This window comes from Embleya sp. NPDC001921 (genome assembly GCF_053594475.1).
The window spans coordinates 119,533-135,098 of the sequence record NZ_JBSFEO010000031.1; the positions used below are offsets into that span (position 1 = coordinate 119,533).

Here is a 15,566-nt window from a genome sequence, read left to right on the forward strand (position 1 = left end):
ATCTTTTCGAGCGCGGATCGGTAAAGGGTCTGGTCCGATCGGCCCGTGTCCTGTGACCATGTCGAGCATGGCCGTCTCCGTGATGCCTGCCGCCGACACACTCGCTCGAACGCTGCTCGCCGCCCGAGGCGCCGAGTGGGGGGACTGGTCCGTCGAAGCCCTGCAGGAGACCGCCGGACGGCTCGGCTGGGAGACTCGCCGCGTCGAGGACGGGCAGGTGGCGATCGAGACCGGCATACCCGGGCTGCAGTGCCGGGCGGATCCCGGTGAACTCGCCGAGGGTGCGCCTTGCGTACGCTTCAGCGCCCCGCTGCCGGTCCGGGTGGACCCGCCGCCGCCGGTGCCCGGGTTCCAAGGCCCGTCGGTGCCGGGTCAATACGCGTACGGCCCGGGCTCCGGTTCGTGGGGCGCCGTGCCCTACGTTCGCGATCGAGGGCGGGAATTGGACGCGGCGCACACCCGGCTGGGTGCGGCGCTGACCGCGACGCTGGGGCCCGCGCCGTGGCGGGGCGGGCCCGCCGCGTGGCTGCGCTGGCGATCGCGTCGGATCACCCTGCGACTGTCTCGGGACGACGCGAACGAGGCGCTCGTCATGGAGTTGTTTCCGACGCGCGCCGGCGAGGCGTTCGAGCGGCACGGCTTCGAGCGGGCGGGGTCCCTGGCCGAGTTGCCCTACATCTGGTGCGTCAGTCGGCCGGACATGAGCCTGGCGGAACTGTTCCTGCCGTTCGGGCCGGACCCGCGCGACTGGGCCGACTTCCGCGAGGCGCTGCCACGCGTACTGTCCTCGCTGGTGGTGGACATGCCGTTGGTCGGGTGGGTGGAACCGGTCCTGTTGGTGCTCGGCGATGTCGCCGAACCCGCGCACACGGTCGAGATCCGGGTCGGGCAGGACCGCCTCGAACTGGGCAACGTGCCGGGCAACGGACGCCAGGTATGGCTGCGCCCCGGCACCGAACACGCGGTCGCGGCGGCCGAGTCGATCCTGGAGGCGTTCGCCTTCTGGGGCATCGACGGCGCACGGCGACTGCGCACCCGGGCGTGGACGTCGGGTGGGTATGTCGACCTGCCCGGGATCGGAGTACGCCCGGAGGGGACACACCCGGACGACGTGTGACCGGCACGACTTGAGACCTGGTGCTCGAGGCCTGACACGCGGGCGAGGCGGGGCGGGGCCGGATCGCGGGGCCGGGGTGCGCGGTCGCGGCGGCGGGGTGAGGGGCGCGCACCTGCGCCTGCGACCGGTGCGCCTGGCATGCGCGATGCAGCCGCGATCGCGACTGTGGGCCTGCGATCGCGACTGCACCGGCGACGGTGGGCTGCGCGCCCGCACCCGCATGAGCGCTCGCCTGCGGGTGCGGGCGCCGTCGCCCGCGCCTGCGTCGCCTCGGGCGACCGCGCACACGCAGGTGTCGGCGCAGGCGCACGCCGGCGGTCGCGCGCATGCCCCCGCGACCGGGCCGCGTATACCCGCAGGCGCACCTGCGACCGCGACCCATGGCGCTGCGCGCGCGACCGCGCCGGCGCGTACCCGCGACCGCGACCGCGACCGCGACCGCGCCGGCGCGTACCCGCGACCGCGACCGCGACCGCGACCGCGACCGGGGTCACGGTCCCGTGTTCGGTTTGTTTGTCAGTCCTTGGTGCCCGCTCGCCATTGCAGGCCCCAGCCGTAGGTCTGGTCGACCTTCTGCTGGTTGCCCTTGATGTAGCGCACCTCGCGCTGGATCGTCAGGTCCCCGCCCTGGTTCTGGACGAGCGCGATCGCGCACGAGCGCGCCGCACCGCCGGTCTCGTCGAGCCGGATCTCCAACTCGGGGCCGGTCGCCGGGGTCAGCGTCACCACCGCCTGCGCGTCGTCGAACGTCACACCCTTGTAGATGAAGGCGAAGATCAGCAGGCGCTTGAAGCTGCTCTTGTGGTCGAGGTTGATGTACAGGTTCTCGCCGGCGGTGTTCGCGCCGGTGCGGTCGTCGCCGTCCAGGTACACATACGGCGGCGAGTCCGCCGAACCGAACATGTTGCCGAGCGCCTGCACGATGCCCTTCGTGCCGTCGTTGAGCTCCCACAGGCAACACAGGTCGAGGTCGGTCGGCCCCATCAGCCGCTTGATCATGCCGCGCCCGGGAGCGGCCTGCACCCAGTTGAGGTTCACCCGCATGCGACTGCCGGTGATGCCCTCCTTGCTGAGCGAGACCATCGGTGAGGCCTTGGTCAGCGTCACCTTGCTCAGCCGCACGGGAGGCCGGTTCGGAGTGGTCGCCGGCGCCGGCGTGGGCGCGGGCGGCTGCCGTACCGGCTCGGGCTTGCGGACGTTCAGCCGAGGCGCCGGCGGAGGTGTGGGTGCCGGCGGGGGAGGAGGCGCCTGCACCCGAGGGGGCGGCGGAGGCGCCTGCACGCGAGGGGGCGGCGGAGGCGGGGCCGTCACCGAGATGCCGAAGTCGGTCGCGAGCCCCTCCAGACCGGTCGAGTAGCCCTGCCCGATCGCGCGGAACTTCCAGGCCCCGCCCCGGCGGTACAACTCGCCCGCGAGCATCGCGGTCTCCACGGTCGCGTCCGCGATGTCGAACCGGACCAGGTCCACCTCGGCACCCGAATCACTCACCAACAGGTGCAGATCCCGGATGCCCGCGAAGGTGCCGCTGTGCGCCGACGCCGCGAGCACCACCCGATCCACACTCGGCGGGAGCGACCCCAGGTCGATCTCCAGCGCGTCCCTCGACCACGTCCCCTCGTTCTTGCCGGCGTGGCGGACCGCGCCGGAAGGATGGGTCGGCTGGTTGTAGAACACGAAGTCCGCGTCGCCCGAGACGCGACCCGACGCACCCAACAACAGCGCCGACGCGTCCAGACCCGGCGTACTCGGCCCCGGTCGCCAGACGAAGACCGCGCTCACCTTCGCGGCGGCCACCGGCGTGTTCTGTCCCTTGCCCAACTGCTGCACCATGCGCACGATCGTCACACGAGTGGGCTGATCGGTTCATCCTTTGCGGCGAAAAAATCGGGTGCCCACTCGTACGGGTCAGTAAAACCGGGGTGAATCGTCCCCGCTCGTCCGCTACTCTTGCTCGCCTTGCCCGGGGTGTTGCGGGCCGGGGCCGGCGTTCGTCACGCATCAGGCTCGGCGCAACGAAACCAAGAGTGAGCATCCCCACACCTCCGACCGAGGTCACTTCGGTATGCCCGGAGTCGCGTGTCCCGCTCGGCCCCGCCGAGGCCGCACGCTGCCCGGGGAAAGGGATTTCACCATGTCGTTCGCTTCCGCGCGCTCACTGCGGATCGACCAACCGCCGGACCGACGGGCCCGGCTGTACCGCTTCGGCGCGCTGTTCGGCGCGGGCTTCCGCCGCTGGTCCACCTACCGGCAGGCAACCCTCGCCGGATTGTTCACCAACATCGTCTTCGGTGTGATGATCTACTCGCTGATGCGCGCCCTCGCCGAGGACGGCCGCCGGCCCGGCGGCTACGACGCGGCGCAACTGGCCACCTATGTCTGGGTGGGTCAGGGCATTCTCAGCGTCGTCCACGTGTGGACGTGGAACGAACTCGCCGACCGGGTCCGCAGCGGCGACGTGACCGCCGACCTGCTGCGCCCCATCGACCCGTTCGAGGCGTTCCTGGCCGCCGACCTCGGCCGGGCCGCCTACGCGGCGCTCGCCCGGATGGTGGTACCCGTCCTCGCCGGCGCGCTGATGTTCACCCTGTACATCCCGCAACGTCCCTACACGATCCCGCTCTTCGTGCTCTCGCTGACCCTGGGCACGGTGCTCAGCTTCGCGATGCGCTACCTCGTCAACCTCGGCGCGTTCTGGCTGCTCGACGCGCGCGGTCTCGGTGCCGTGTGGCTGCTCGCCTCGGGTGTGTTCGCCGGCACCTTCTTCCCGCTGCGCTTCCTGCCCGACTGGGCCCAGGCCGTGTTGTGGTTGTGCACCCCGTTCCCCGGCCTGTTCCAGATCCCGCTCGACGTCCTGGTCGAACGTCCCGGCCCCGCCCAGCAGATCGGCAGTGTCGCGCTCCAGTTGCTCTGGGTCGCGATCCTGGTACCCGTGGTGCGGCGCGTGCAGCGGGCCGCGACCGACAAGCTGGTGATCCAGGGTGGCTGAGTCGAGCACGATCCAGGCGTACGCGCATCTGGTGCGAGCCCAGATCCGCAGTCAGACCCAGTACCGCGCCTCGTTCACCGTCGACGTCGCGTCCTGCGCGCTGACCACGCTCGTCGAGGCCGCCGTCGTTCTCGTGGTGTTCCGGGTCTCGCCGACGGTCGGCGGATTCGGGCTGCGCGAGGTGCTCGTGATGTCCGCGCTCGCGGTCTTCGCGTTCGACCTCGCCGACCTGTTCGTCGGCAACATCGAACGACTGTCCCTGTACGTGCGCAAGGGCATGCTCGACGCGATCCTGGTCCGCCCGTTGCGCGTCCTGCCGCAACTGCTCGCCACGGACTTCGCGTTGCGCCGGATCGGCCGAGCCGCGCAGTCCTTGGTGCTGCTGGTGGCCGTACTCGTGTACGCGGACCCGCACTGGACTCCCGCGCGCGTACTGCTGCTCGTGCTGACCCCGATCGCGGGCTGCGCGCTGTTCGCCGCGGTGTTCGTGCTGGGGGCCTGTGTCGCGTTCTGGTTCGTCGAATCCGGCGAGATGGCCAACGCGTTCACTTACGGCGGCAAGGAGTTCGCCCGCTATCCGGCGACGATCTACCCGGGGCTGCTGCGCCGGGTGTTCGGCTACGGGGTCGGCCTCGCCCTGGTCGGCTATCATCCCGCGCTGTTCCTGACGGGACACGCGGATCCGCTCGGCGGGCCGGACTGGCTCGCATGGTTGTCCCCGGTCGTCGCGGCGTTCGCGTGGACGATCGCGCTGCTGGTGTGGCGGACCGGGATTCGGCACTACAGGAGTACGGGATCGTGACCGCGACCGAGACCATCACCCAGACCACGACCGAGACCATGATCGAAGTGCGGGACCTACGAAAGGAGTTCACCGTCAGGCGCAAGATCGGCCGGGTCCGCCGGGAATCGCGCACGGTGGCCGCCGTGGACGGCGTCGCGTTGAGCGTCGCGCGCGGCGAGACGGTCGGCTACATCGGACCCAACGGCGCCGGGAAGTCGACCACCCTCAAGATGATGACCGGGATCCTGACGCCGACCTCGGGGCATGTACGGGTCTGCGGCCTGGAACCGGTGCCCCGTCGACGCCGGCTCGCCCGTCGGATCGGGGTGGTCTTCGGACAGCGCTCGCAATTGTGGTGGGACCTGCCGCTGCGCGAGTCGTTCCGGTTGCTGAGGTTCGTCTACGCGGTGCCCGCCGTCGAGCACGAAGCCAGGCTGCGACAGTGTCGGGCGATGCTCGAACTCGACGAGTTCATGGACACGCCGGTGCGCCAACTCTCGCTCGGGCAGCGGATGCGCGGCGAGATCACGGCGGCCCTGCTGCACGGTCCCGATGTGCTGTTCCTGGACGAGCCGACGATCGGACTCGACGTGGTCAGCAAGCAGTCGCTGCGCGCGTTCCTGGCCGAGATCGGCACGCGCGGGGACGTCACGACCGTGCTCACGACGCACGACCTAGCCGACATCGAGCACCTGTGCCGGCGGCTGATCGTGATCGACCGCGGCCAGGTCGTGCACGACGGGACGCTGGAGGCCCTGCACGCGCGCTACGGCTCGCGCCGGCGGGTGGTGGTGGACCTGGACGAGGCGCGCGCGCTGGACGTGCGGATGCCCGGGGTCGCGGTCGAGGCCGTCGAGGCGGACGGCAGGCGGGTCACCTTCGCGCTGGACGGCGTGCCTGCCGGGGAGTTGATCGCCAGGATCGCGCGCGACGGGGGCCTGCGGGACGTGTCCGTGCGGGAGCCGGCGATCGAGGAGGTGGTCGCGAGGCTGTACCGGGGGTGACGGGGCGGACCCGAGGGCGGCCCGGGCCTCTGCGGGCGATGGGCATTCGGCTGCGGTCGCGGGAGGTTGCCGGGGATGCGTTTACGGTCGGAGCCGGTCTCCGGGGCGGTGTCGAGGGCCGGTGTCCGCGGACGTGTCCGGGGCCCGCGGACGTGTTCGGGGCCTGCGGACGTGTTCGGCGGGCTCCCGGTTTTGAGGGATTGCCCCCTGTGGTCGTGTGCGGTCCCGGAGGAGAGTCTTCCCGAGGGGGACGGGACATGACGCGCAGTCAGGACGAGGTCGTCGGTGCCGCTTTGCCGCGGTGGGCGAACGGGCGGTTTCCGTTGCCGACCGACTCGGGGCATCACTGGTACACCGCTCGCGGAGGCGTCGTCGCGGCCTTGGCCGGGGCCGCCGTGACGCTGCGCGCGGCTGAGCCCGACGCGGCGGTGGTCGGGTGGGTGGGCGACGCCGACCCGGACCAGATACGGGTACTCGCCGCCGCGTCTGCCCGTCCTCCCGCCCTGGTGGTCGTGGGGGCGGCCGGTACGGGCAAGACCAGGACCGCCGCGATGGTGATCCGCCGCGAACTCGACGCCGGCGGACGGGTGCTGGTCGTGACGCGCCAGGGGTATGGGGCGCGGCGGGTGTGGGCGGAACTTGCGAGCGTGGGTGTGGGCGCGGGGGACGGGCTCGCGGGTGCGGGTGCGGGCGGTGGACACGCGGGTGCGGGTGCGGGGCGCGTAGGTCCCGGTGGGGGTGGTGCTTGGCGCGGGGGCGGGCCGGGAACGGGGGCCGGGCTCGGGGCCGCAGGGGATTGCGATGCGGACGAGGTGTCGTTGGATCGGCATGTGCGCTCGATGGTCGAGCCGTACGGGGCTTGGGGGGTGACCCTGGCCGGAGTCCAGGACCACCTCGTGGGGCGGCCGCTGTGGACCGGGCCCGTGCTCGATCCGGAGGTCGTGTCGGCGCTCGATCCGCACGAGGCCCATCGGCTCGGCCGCGACCTCGAACAATTCGCGCATGCGGGCGGGCTGCGTGACGCGGCGTGGCACGGTGTGCGGATCGATACGCCCGAGCAGGCTCGTTTCGTCGTCGGCGAAGTCGCCGAACTACGCGCACGCTTTCGCGAGATCCGCGCCGCCGCGGCCCGGGCCCGGCTCCACCCCGATCGGACCGAGCCGCGTGATCTCGCCGAATGGACGGCGTGTCTCGCAGTCGTCAAGCGAGTGCGGCAGCTCTCGGTCGTGGTCGACCCGGAAGTCCTCACCGGTCCGTACTCGATTCCCCAACTGCTGGCGGCCACACGCTGGTACGGACGACCCGCGGCGCGCCGATATCTGCGCGACCGTACGCGATTCCCGAACGACCGGGCCGCCATGCGGCTCACCATGACCGAGGCCCGGGCCTTGGTCCGGCTCTTCCGGGAGCAGCCGGACGGGGTGCCCGAGACGGCGTTCCTGCGGGACATGGTCCCGGCGTGGTCCGACTCGGAACGCGAACGGCAGGCGCTTGCGGGCTACGCGGACTCGCTGTTCCCGGTCCTGGGCCTGCCGGTGGACACATCACTGCCCGACATCGGGGATCGGCTCGATCGGCTCGCCGAGTCGATCTCGGCGGACGGCGTGTCCTGTGAGCGACTGGCGGACCGCTGTCGCTCGTACGGTGCTCTCGCGACCGCCGGTCTGGGACCGCTCATGGCGGACCTGACGGCGCGAGGGGTATCGCCGGAGGGGGTCGCGGACGAGTACGAGCGTTTCCTGTACACCTCGCTCGCCCACACCATCACCGCCGGCGGGCCCGGCGGGGTGGTGGGCCTACAGGCGCACGCGTACCGGTATCGAACCCGGGTGTCGTCGTCGGCGGTTGCCCGCCCGATCTCGGTGACGAGGGTGCGGTACGGCCGGTCGGGTGTGCCGGCGGGCGTACCCGTGAGTGTGATGTCGCCGCGCGCGGTTCGGCGCTTGCCGGATTACGCGCGCTTCGACCTGGTGGTGGTGGACGACGCCGGGACGGTGAGCGAACGCGACGTGATCCCCGCGCTGCTGCGCGCGGATCGGGCCGTGCTGTTCGGAGACCCGGCCGGGCCGGGACTCGGTGATGCGGACGGTCCGGTCGAGCCGGGCGATCCCGGTTCGGAAGGCGACCTGCGCTCCGCCCTCGCGGCGGTGAGCCGGTTCGTCGATCCGGTTCGGATCGGGCACCCGCACCGCGCACTCGACGAACGCCTCGCGCTGCCGGGCGTGTCGCGGGCGGTGGAACTCCCGGGCGTGCACGTCGAGCCGGTGGCCGTACAACACCTCGTGGCGGGCGCGGACGACGTCGCGGAAGTGCTCGCGACGGCTCGTCGGTACCAGGCGCGATATCCCGGGGAGAGTCTCGCGATCGTCACGCTGGGCGGGTCGCAGGCGCGGCGCATCCGCTCCGCCCAGGAGACGGGGCACGCGGCCGCGGAGTTCACGGTGGATCGAGCGGCCGCCCTGCACGGTGGCGAATGGGACACGGTGCTCCTCAGCATCGGGGCGAGGCGGGATGCCGAGGGACGGCTGATCCACCGATTCGGCGCGGCGACCATGCCCGGTGGGGACGCGCTGGTGGCCTCGGCTCTCTCGCGGGCGCGCCGGCGACTGGTCGTGGTGACCGCCTTCGAGGAGAGCGAACTCGACCCGGCCCGGCTGCGGGCTCCCGGCGCACGGCTGTTGCGAAGGGTGTTGCGACACGCGGCTTCGGGTGGGCGCGGGGGCGGGGTCGAGTATGGGCAGGCCGAGGGCGGGGCTGCGCCTGCGGTCGTCGACGTCGACGCCGGTGTCGGTGTCGGTGTCGAGAACGAGGTCGGTGCGGGTGCGGGAGCGGCTGGAGCCCTGCTGGACGTGTTCCACGCCGATGTGATCGATCGGCTGCGGGCGGCCGGCCTCGAACCGGTGTACGGGTTCGGCGGGCCGGCGGGCGTCGTGATCGCGTTGCCGGTCGCCGGCTCCACCCCGGGCGCGGATGCGAGTGCGCGTGCGCGTGCGGGCGGACGTACGGTAGCCGGCGCAAGGACCGGAGCCGACGCCTGCGAACGTGAGGCAACCGCAAGGGAGCCGGTTCCGGACGAGTGTGCGTTCGCAGGCGCAGGCGCAGGCGTCGGCTCGCGTCTCGGCCGTGACGCCGGCGCCGACGAGGGCGAGCCCGCAGTCGCGGTCGCAGACGCCGGCGCGCCCGCGGGCACCGGGCTCGCAAGGCGGATGGTGGTCGCGATCGAGACCGATCGAAGCGCGACCTACCTCGCGGAGGCCTCCGCCCGCGAGCGCGAGTGGTTGCGGGCGGCTCGGCTGGAGCGGCGCGGGTGGGTCGTGTACCGCTTGTGGAGCGGTGACTGGATCCGTGACCCGGACAAGCAGATTCGGCAGATCGTGGCGTTGTACCGATCCGCGGCGAACGACGTGCCGGTGGTTGCGACAAAGGGGTGACGCCGGAGCCCGGTCCGGCGTGCCCCACCTTTCCCCATCCGTGAGACCGCACCATGGCGTGTGGCGCTTGAGCGGATGAAAAGGACGACTACGTGAGCGGATCCAGCCGGGACGATGCCGCCGCGCCCCGCGTGGACCCGGTCGTCGCGGCCATCGGATTCGCCCTCGTGCTCGCGGTGGTCCTGTGGGGCGTCCTCGCCAAGGGTTCGCTCGACACCGCGGCGTCGACCGGACTCGATTGGACGATCCGCAACTTCGGCTGGCTGTTCGTCGTCGCCGCCGACACCTTCCTCGTGCTCGCGGTCTTCATCGCCGCGTCGAAGTACGGCCGAATCCGCTTGGGCGAGGACGACGACGAGCCGGAGTTCAGCACCGGCGCCTGGGTCGCGATGATGTTCAGCGCGGGCATGGGCATCGGGCTGATGTTCTATGCCGTGGCCGAACCCATCCAACACTTCGCCGCGCCGCCGCCGGCCTCGGGCGCGGTCGCGCAGACCCCGGGGGCCGCGGGCGCGGCGCTCGAATGGACGCTGTTCCACTGGACGTTGCACCCCTGGGCGATCTACGCGATCGCCGGCCTCGCCCTCGCCTACGCCACGTTTCGGCGCGGTCGCGGAAACCGGGTCAGCGCCGCGTTCGTACCGCTCCTGGGCCGACACGCAGACGGTGCCGCCGGGCAGGCGATCGACCTGCTCGCCATCTTCGCGACCGTGTTCGGCTCGGCCACCAGCCTGGGACTCGGCGCACTCCAGGTCGCCAAGGGCCTGGACCTGACCACCGACATCAAGGACACCTCGACCCTGCACGTGGTGATCATCGTCGCGCTCACGGCCGCCTTCGTGGTGTCCGCCTTCAGCGGGATCCATCGCGGCGTGAAGTGGCTCAGCACCGCCAACGTGCTGCTCGCGCTGGTGCTCATGTTGTTCGTGTTCGTGGTCGGTCCCACGGTGTACGTGCTCGGGGTGCTGCCCGCCTCGGTCGGCAGCTACCTCAACGACCTGCTGACCCTGGCGACCCGTACCGGAACCTTCGGCGGGGACGCCTGGATGGGCTCGTGGACGATCTTCTACTGGGCGTGGTGGCTGTCCTGGGCTCCGTTCGTGGGCACGTTCATCGCACGCATCTCGCGCGGCCGCACGGTTCGCCAGTTCGTGATCGGCGTCCTGCTGGTACCCAGTGGAGCGAGCACGATCTGGTTCGCGGTGATGGGCGGGACCGCGTTGCGCCTGCAGCAGACCGGCGCCGCCGATCTGGTGACCGAGGTCGCCGACGGGCCGGAGTCGGGCCTGTTCGCGATGCTCGACGCTTTGCCGCTGTACGCCGTCACCGCGACGGTGGCGATGGTCCTGGTCGCCCTGTACTTCGTCACCGGAGCCGACTCGGCCTCGCTCGTGCTCGGCTCGCTGACCAGCCGCGGCTCGCTCAAACCGGCGCGCTGGCTGGTGGTGGGGTGGGGCGCGCTGATCGGCGCGGTCGCGGCCGTGCTCCTGGTCGCGGGTGGTCTCACCGCGCTGCAACAGGCGACCATCCTGGTCGCGTTGCCGTTCGTGCTGGTGATGCTGGCGCTGTGCGTGGCACTGCTGAAGGACCTGAACAGCGATCCGATGGTCGCACCGGGACCGAGACGGATGCGGGCGCGCGGTTTGTCCGCCGCGGTGCGTGCGACCGTGGGCGACGAGGGCGAGGGCGTCGACGCGGAGGCCTTCCACCGACACCACGGCGGTATCTGAGTACGACGATCTGATTGGATCTGTTCGGGCGAAGTCGGCCTCGATCGGTCGTGGTGGTGTCAGAGCGAATCCGGGCGCATCCCGGTCGGGAGGCCGCGGTGTTGTTGGAGGACGAGCGTCGTGAACTGTGCGAGTTCGGAGCGCGGATCGTCCAGGGCGGACTTGTGGTCGGCGCCTCGGGCAACCTGAGCGTGCGTCGGGGTCCGCTGGTCGCGGTCACCCCCTCCGGCGCCCCGCTGGAGCGCATCACGCCGGCGGAGTGCGTGGTCGTGGACATGACGGGCACGGTCGTGGAGGGCGCCCGGACGCCTTCCTCCGAGACGCCGATGCACCTCGCGCTGTACGAGAGCGACCCGGACGCCGGCGCCGTGGTGCACACGCACGCGGTGTTCGGGGCGGTGGTGGCGACGACGCTGCCGGTGTTGCCGGCGATCCACTACAACGTGCTGCTGCTCGGCGGCCACGATGTACGAGTCGCGCCGTACGCGACCTACGGGACGCCGGAGTTGGCGGCCTCGGTGCGAGCGGCGCTCGCGGGCGGCCGCAGCGGGGCGCTGATGGCCAACCACGGGGGCGTGACCCTGGGACGGGACCTGACCGAGGCGTACGACCGCACTCGGATCCTGGAGTGGTTGTGCGAGGTGTACGTGCGCGCGCTCGCGGTGGGCACGCCGAACGTGCTGACCGCCGCCGAACTGGCGGCGGTCGAACGTCGGATGAACCGGTAGGAAGGCCCGGGCCGGCGGCGGCGGAGCGCGGCCCGGTCCCGGTCAGCGCTTGACGTCGATCACGATGCGGCTCGGGTTGTTCAGGACGAACGTGAGCACCTCGCGCACGTTGCTCTTGTAACCGACGCCGACCTTGAGCTTGCCCTCGAAGTCGCACGTGACCGCGTACCCGGTGAGCGAGGGCATGTTGGTCACCACATGGCGCGGACCGGTGTACGTGGCGTTGCCGTCGTCGTCGTGCGCGGCGCTGGCGATGTCCAGTTCGAGGTATTCGGCGCTGTTCGGGAAGCTGACGGGCTTGCCGCTCGCGCACTGCTCGAGACCGCTGCTCGTGGTGCTCCCGTAGGCCGGAAGGCCGGCGGAGAAGTCGAGGACCACACGGTCGTAGGTCGCGTGTTGTCCGGTGCGGATGTTGGTCAGGTACGTGGTGCCGGCGGCCTGGGCGGTCCCGGACAACACGGTGGTGGCGGCGATGCCGACGACGGCGGCGACGCCGAGGGCGGAGCGGACGAGATGGCGACGAGGGACGGATACAACAGCCATGACAGCCTCCGAATGAGCCGATATCTACAGCGACGAAACGTTTCGTACTCTGGTTCCGAGATCATCGAAGTTGATCTTCAATGCACTCTTTCGAAGTAATCCGGCCGCATTTGCCGGCGCTTCGCCGATACACGAGCAACCCTGGACACACGTCGGAACCGGGGCAACGGATTCGACGAACGGGGTAACACCGATGAACCGCATGCGACGTCGTCTTGTCTGCGCGCTGGCCCTGACCACGAGCCTGCTGGCCGTGGCGGCACCGGGCGCCTCCGCCGACGCGACCGGGGCCGCCATGTGCGAACCAGGTCAGGTGTGCTTCTGGACCGGGCCGAGCTTCGCCGGTGCGCCGGCGGCGGCCTTCGAGTTGGCCGACGCCAACGTCGAGCAGTGTGTGTCCCTGCCCGCGGGGGTCGACGCGCTGTCCTTCGCGAACCGCATGGATCGCTACGTGACGATGTACCAGAGCAGGGAGTGCGCCACGGAAGGCGACTTCAGCACGTATCCGGGCGAGGGGGTCTTCGTGCCGGATGTGCCCTTCACGGTCCGGGCCTTCCAGATCTGGGAGAAGCCGTGACGGCGGCCGCGGGGGACGGCCGTCATCCCTGGACTCCGGAGTAGCCCGAGAAGTCGAAGGACGCGGCGATCCGATCGACCGCCGCGTCCAGACTCGGCGGCATGGCGAAGGTCTCGATGGACAGCTTCGTGATCGGCAGCCACCACACCCGGGGGTGATAGGTCGATCCGTTGTCGCAACCGGCCGACCAGCGCCGGTAGTCGGCGGTCTTGGGTCCGACCGGGCGGAACCCGCGTTCGACGATCGTCGAGGACGTGGTCAACGAGGTGCCGCGGGGGATCGCCCCGCGGCACCAGGCGTCGCCCTGCCAGACCCAGCCCGATCCGGATTCGAGGTTCAGCGCCCGGCCCGCTTCGTCGCCCGGTGGATCGGGCAGGCGGATCTCCACGCCGTCCACCGCGCATCCTTCGTTCGGGCGACCCAGGAGCGCGGCGGGCGGCAGCACGCACAGCACGTTGGGGCCGTCACCGCCCCGCTGGACCGTCCAACCCGCCGGAACGGCGAATGTGATGCCTTGAAGGTTGTGCCGGCTCTCACCGCCCGCGCCCGGAGGGATCGCCGAAGGGCGTGCTCCGGGCACCGTGGGCGCGAGCGAGGCGGTGGGCGTGGTCCGATCGGGCACGGCACTGCCCGGAGCGATGGCCTCGCCCGGAGTGGTCGCCCGCGTCGGTACATCCGTTCGGCGGGCAGCCGGCGGGTCGTCGTGGATCAGCTTCGGTACCGCCACCGCCGTGCCCACGGCCAGGAGGCACGCCGCCGCGGCGGCGGCGATCGGCCCGGCGCGTCCGCGCCTGCGGGGGTCGACCGGAGGCGGGATCGGGGGAAGGGCGCCATGGCTCACGGGGTGGGCCGATGGTCGCGACAGCGGAGACGGCGTCGCGTGGGGCGTGTGCACGGGTTGCGGCCGGGTGGGTGACGGCGATGGCAGGCCGGGGGACGACGCGGGCATCGGCGGCGGCGTGGCGGTCGCCGGGGGCGTGGGAGTCGGCGCGGGCGGTAAGGGTACGGGCCCGGGTGGGTCGTCGACGGCGGCCCGGTGCGCCGGGAGCATCGTGGTGACGGCATCGGGGAGCCAGGTGTCGGGGGCCGTGCGCGCGTCGACGCCGAGGGCTTGAAGGTAGGTCAACACCTGGGCGGCCGGCGGGCGGTCCGCGGGGTCCTTGGTCAGACAGGACTGGATCAGGCCACGTAACTCGTGGGGGACGCCGTCCAGATCCGCTGCGCCGTGGACGACCCGATACACGACCGCCTCCACCCGGCCACCGCCGAACGGCGGGCGACCGGTCGAGGCATAGGCCAGCACGCCGCCGAGCGCGAACACATCACCGGCGGGGCCCACCTCCGCACCCAGGGCCTGCTCGGGGGCGAGGTAGCCGGGGGAGCCGACGGTGCTCCCGGTGCGGGTCAGCGCGGTCTGCTCACCGATCCGCGAAATGCCGAAGTCGATCACGCGCGGACCGTCCTCGGCCAACAGCACATTGGAGGGCTTCAGGTCGCGATGTACGACCCCGGCAGCGTGCAATGCGGCCAGCGCCTCGGCGAGGCCGCCGGCCAATACCCGGACCGCCTCGACGGGCAACGGACCCTGCTCGGCCACCGCCGTGCGCAGCGATGGCCCGGGGATGTAGGCGGTGGACAACCACGGTTCGTCGGCATCCGCGTCGGCGTCCAGCACGGGCGCGGTGAAGAAGCCCTGTACGCGCCGGGCGACATCGATCTCGCGCCGGAACCTGGCCCGGAAATCCTCGTCCTGGGCCAGTTCGGTATGGATCACCTTGACGGCGACCGGCCGTCCACCCGGCGATCGGCCGAGGTAGACGCGTCCCATGCCACCGGCGCCGAGCCGGGCGTGGATCGAGTACGGCCCGATCCGAGTCGGATCACCGGCCTGGAGCTCGCGCATCGATTCCCCCTGAGTCGATGAGTGTTCGCGCCCCGAGGACGACGAGCCGCCGTCAGCGTGGCACGCGCGTCACGAGGTCGAGCAGGTCGTGCCAGTGCAGATCCGCCTGTGGATCCCTGGTCCGCAACACCGCCGCTGCGTGGGCCAGATGGTCCCGTGCGCGGTCGAGCGCCGGAGCTCGCTCCGGGTCGCCTCCGCCCGCCCGCTCGCGCCCGGGATCGTCTCCGCGCCCGTGCACGGGCCCGGATTCGGCGGTATCCCATGCGGCGCGGAACACGGCCGCGATCGTGTCGGGTTCGAGGCGGCGCTCATCCCGCAACGACGCCCCGACGCGCCGGTAGGCGGCGAGGAACGCGGGCGCGGACGGCTCGCGATCCGCCGCCAGGGCCTGGATCAGGTCCGCGGCGGCGGCCGGTGTCGGGCAGGTCGGGGTTCGTGGCCCCGCCACCCAGTACAACTGCTTGTGCGGCATTCCGGACTCGATCACCAATCGGCCGGCGATCGCGGCCACACGATCGGCATAGCCCCGGATCCGGAAACGCGCGCCATTGTCGTCCTGGCGCCACAGTTCCCACTCGTTCATGCGACACATTGTCCCTCTTTCGAGTGATCGCAGGGCGGGCAGACGAGACACTCCGCTCCAATACATCGCATGACGACGATGGCGTTGACAGCCGCCGAAACTCGATCACCAATCGGCCGGCGATCGCGGCCACACGATCGGCATAGCCCCGGATCCGGAAACGCGCGCCATTGTCGTCCT

12 protein-coding genes are annotated in these 15,566 nt (G+C 71.4%); 8 read left to right on the forward strand and 4 right to left on the reverse strand.

Annotated features, from left to right (window positions below):
* Positions 1–67 precede the first annotated feature (67 nt).
* Entirely contained in the window at positions 68–1,117 is a 1,050-nt protein-coding gene (locus ACWCPW_RS31595; RefSeq protein WP_449764973.1) for a hypothetical protein, read from the forward strand.
* 516 nt (positions 1,118–1,633) lie between these two features.
* Here the strand turns inward: ACWCPW_RS31595 and ACWCPW_RS31600 are convergent.
* Positions 1,634–2,947, reverse strand: coding sequence for a TerD family protein (locus ACWCPW_RS31600; protein WP_449764974.1), 1,314 nt, complete (start codon positions 2,945–2,947; stop codon positions 1,634–1,636).
* Positions 2,948–3,248: 301 nt separating this feature from the next.
* Here ACWCPW_RS31600 and ACWCPW_RS31605 point away from each other — a divergent pair, with 301 nt between their 5' ends.
* The 6 genes from ACWCPW_RS31605 to ACWCPW_RS31630 all read left to right on the forward strand — a co-directional run bounded on the left by ACWCPW_RS31605 (position 3,249) and on the right by ACWCPW_RS31630 (position 11,780).
* Positions 3,249–4,103, forward strand: a complete 855-nt coding sequence (locus ACWCPW_RS31605; protein WP_449764975.1) for an ABC transporter permease — start codon at positions 3,249–3,251, stop codon at positions 4,101–4,103.
* Positions 4,096–4,905, forward strand: a complete 810-nt coding sequence (locus tag ACWCPW_RS31610; RefSeq protein WP_449764976.1) for an ABC transporter permease — start codon at positions 4,096–4,098, stop codon at positions 4,903–4,905. The genes ACWCPW_RS31605 and ACWCPW_RS31610 overlap by 8 nt, the downstream gene beginning before the upstream one ends.
* 38 nt (positions 4,906–4,943) lie before the next feature.
* A complete protein-coding gene (locus ACWCPW_RS31615; RefSeq protein ID WP_449765014.1) occupies positions 4,944–5,891 on the forward strand; it encodes an ABC transporter ATP-binding protein in 948 nt (315 codons plus the stop codon).
* Between the two features lie 257 nt (positions 5,892–6,148).
* The gene (locus tag ACWCPW_RS31620) at positions 6,149–9,322 is read left to right on the forward strand and encodes a hypothetical protein (protein WP_449764977.1); all 3,174 of its coding nucleotides are present in this window, start codon (positions 6,149–6,151) and stop codon (positions 9,320–9,322) included.
* 92 nt (positions 9,323–9,414) lie between these two features.
* The gene (locus ACWCPW_RS31625; RefSeq protein ID WP_449764978.1) at positions 9,415–11,052 is read left to right on the forward strand and encodes a BCCT family transporter; all 1,638 of its coding nucleotides are present in this window, start codon (positions 9,415–9,417) and stop codon (positions 11,050–11,052) included.
* A gap of 56 nt (positions 11,053–11,108) precedes the next feature.
* Complete coding sequence (locus ACWCPW_RS31630) at positions 11,109–11,780, forward strand: class II aldolase/adducin family protein (protein ID WP_449764979.1); 672 nt, start codon at positions 11,109–11,111, stop codon at positions 11,778–11,780.
* A gap of 42 nt (positions 11,781–11,822) precedes the next feature.
* On the opposite strand, the gene ACWCPW_RS31635 is transcribed toward ACWCPW_RS31630, so the two are convergent.
* Positions 11,823–12,323, reverse strand: coding sequence for an AMIN-like domain-containing (lipo)protein (locus tag ACWCPW_RS31635; RefSeq protein ID WP_449764980.1), 501 nt, complete (start codon positions 12,321–12,323; stop codon positions 11,823–11,825).
* A 202-nt stretch (positions 12,324–12,525) separates the two neighbouring features.
* Between ACWCPW_RS31635 and ACWCPW_RS31640 the strand changes: the two genes are divergently transcribed.
* On the forward strand, positions 12,526–12,900 hold the full coding sequence (locus ACWCPW_RS31640) for a peptidase inhibitor family I36 protein (protein ID WP_449764981.1): 375 nt from the start codon (positions 12,526–12,528) through the stop codon (positions 12,898–12,900).
* 22 nt (positions 12,901–12,922) lie between these two features.
* Here ACWCPW_RS31640 and ACWCPW_RS31645 read toward each other — a convergent pair whose 3' ends face one another.
* Both ACWCPW_RS31645 and ACWCPW_RS31650 read right to left on the reverse strand, forming a co-directional pair.
* The gene (locus ACWCPW_RS31645; protein ID WP_449764982.1) at positions 12,923–14,803 is read right to left on the reverse strand and encodes a serine/threonine-protein kinase; all 1,881 of its coding nucleotides are present in this window, start codon (positions 14,801–14,803) and stop codon (positions 12,923–12,925) included.
* Between the two features lie 52 nt (positions 14,804–14,855).
* Positions 14,856–15,386: a hypothetical protein gene (locus ACWCPW_RS31650; RefSeq protein ID WP_449764983.1), complete on the reverse strand. Its 531-nt coding sequence runs from the start codon at positions 15,384–15,386 to the stop codon at positions 14,856–14,858.
* Between the last annotated feature and the right edge of the window lie 180 nt (positions 15,387–15,566).